This is a genomic window from Bacillus cereus group sp. N6 (assembly GCF_016483705.1).
Classification (GTDB): Bacteria; Bacillota; Bacilli; order Bacillales; family Bacillaceae_G; genus Bacillus_A; species Bacillus_A wiedmannii.
Genome location: NZ_JAEHBI010000173.1, coordinates 1 through 1,053 on the forward strand (window position 1 = coordinate 1; position 1,053 = coordinate 1,053).

The window sequence follows — 1,053 nt, forward strand, 5'->3', positions numbered from 1 at the left end:
GTATTTTTTTTCATGTTTTCAAATCGGAAACATGTATTTGGCCTGCTTTTTTGTCTGAAAAAGCTGAGTAGTTACTATATTTTCTTGCATGTAAATGTCAAAATGTTTTTGGAAGCCGCCTTGCAAAGATTTGTTGTATGATGCGTAAGTCAAATCTTTGCATTATATGTATACCAGATTACTAGTTAAAAATTAACAGAATCGTTCGTTGGATTGTTTCATAAAAATTCTACTTTCTCCCCATATTTAAAAAAATATTAAACTCTATAGAATAGATCCTAAAAAATCTGTCCAAACTTGTAACCAAATTATACAAGTTTAGGAGAGATGAAAAGTGTTTTTCAAAGATAATAAAACCATATTTAAAAAATGGCTGGATCGTCATGGAATAGAACAACAAAAAATCGCACGTACTGCGGGTATTTCTTTACCAACAATGACAAAGGCTTGTCGTGACAAAACGTATATTCCAACACCCCTTGTAATGAAAAAACTCTTGAAAGTTATTAGAAAAATAGACCCCTACGCACAACCACATGATTTTTGGAAAATGTAAATAGGCACAAGAACCATTGCTCTTGTGCCTTTACTTTATCCGTACTGTTTTTGTAAATCGATCCATGATTGGCCATACATGCGAGAATGCCTTTTTGTTAGAAAGCTATTATCATATTTGGGTTTAACCGGTGGCGCCATTTTACAAATGAAGGTTCTGGTGCAAAAATAGTGGAATATGAAAAAAGAGCAAAAGATTCCTAGCGGAATTGAACTTTATGCTGTTACACCAAAAATTTCATTGATAAGATATATTTGCCTTTGGACAGACTTCTCCACTTGTAGAGTCTGTCCTTTTTTGACCATATGCATAGCTTCTATTCCAGCAATCATTTTTGTAGCTGTTTGCAATGATTTCAATCCAAGCATATTCCGAATCCGTTTTTTGATAAACCGGTGATCTTGTTCAATGATATTGTTTAAATATTTGTAACTACTCAGCTTCCTCACGGAAGCTTTTTTAATTTTACTAGTTTCATATGCCTCTCATTTGTAAAT

Annotated in this window: 1 protein-coding gene and 1 pseudogene; one reads left to right on the plus strand and one right to left on the minus strand. The window is 33.0% G+C overall.

Annotated features, from left to right (window positions below):
• The first annotated feature begins 334 nt into the window (after positions 1–334).
• Positions 335–556 (plus strand): helix-turn-helix transcriptional regulator, encoded by a 222-nt coding sequence (locus tag JDS99_RS30700; RefSeq protein WP_199696476.1) that lies wholly within the window; start codon positions 335–337, stop codon positions 554–556.
• A gap of 215 nt (positions 557–771) precedes the next feature.
• Here the strand turns inward: JDS99_RS30700 and JDS99_RS30705 are convergent.
• Positions 772–984 (minus strand): annotated as a pseudogene (locus JDS99_RS30705) (DDE-type integrase/transposase/recombinase); the annotation flags it as partial.
• Positions 985–1,053: the final 69 nt, after the last annotated feature.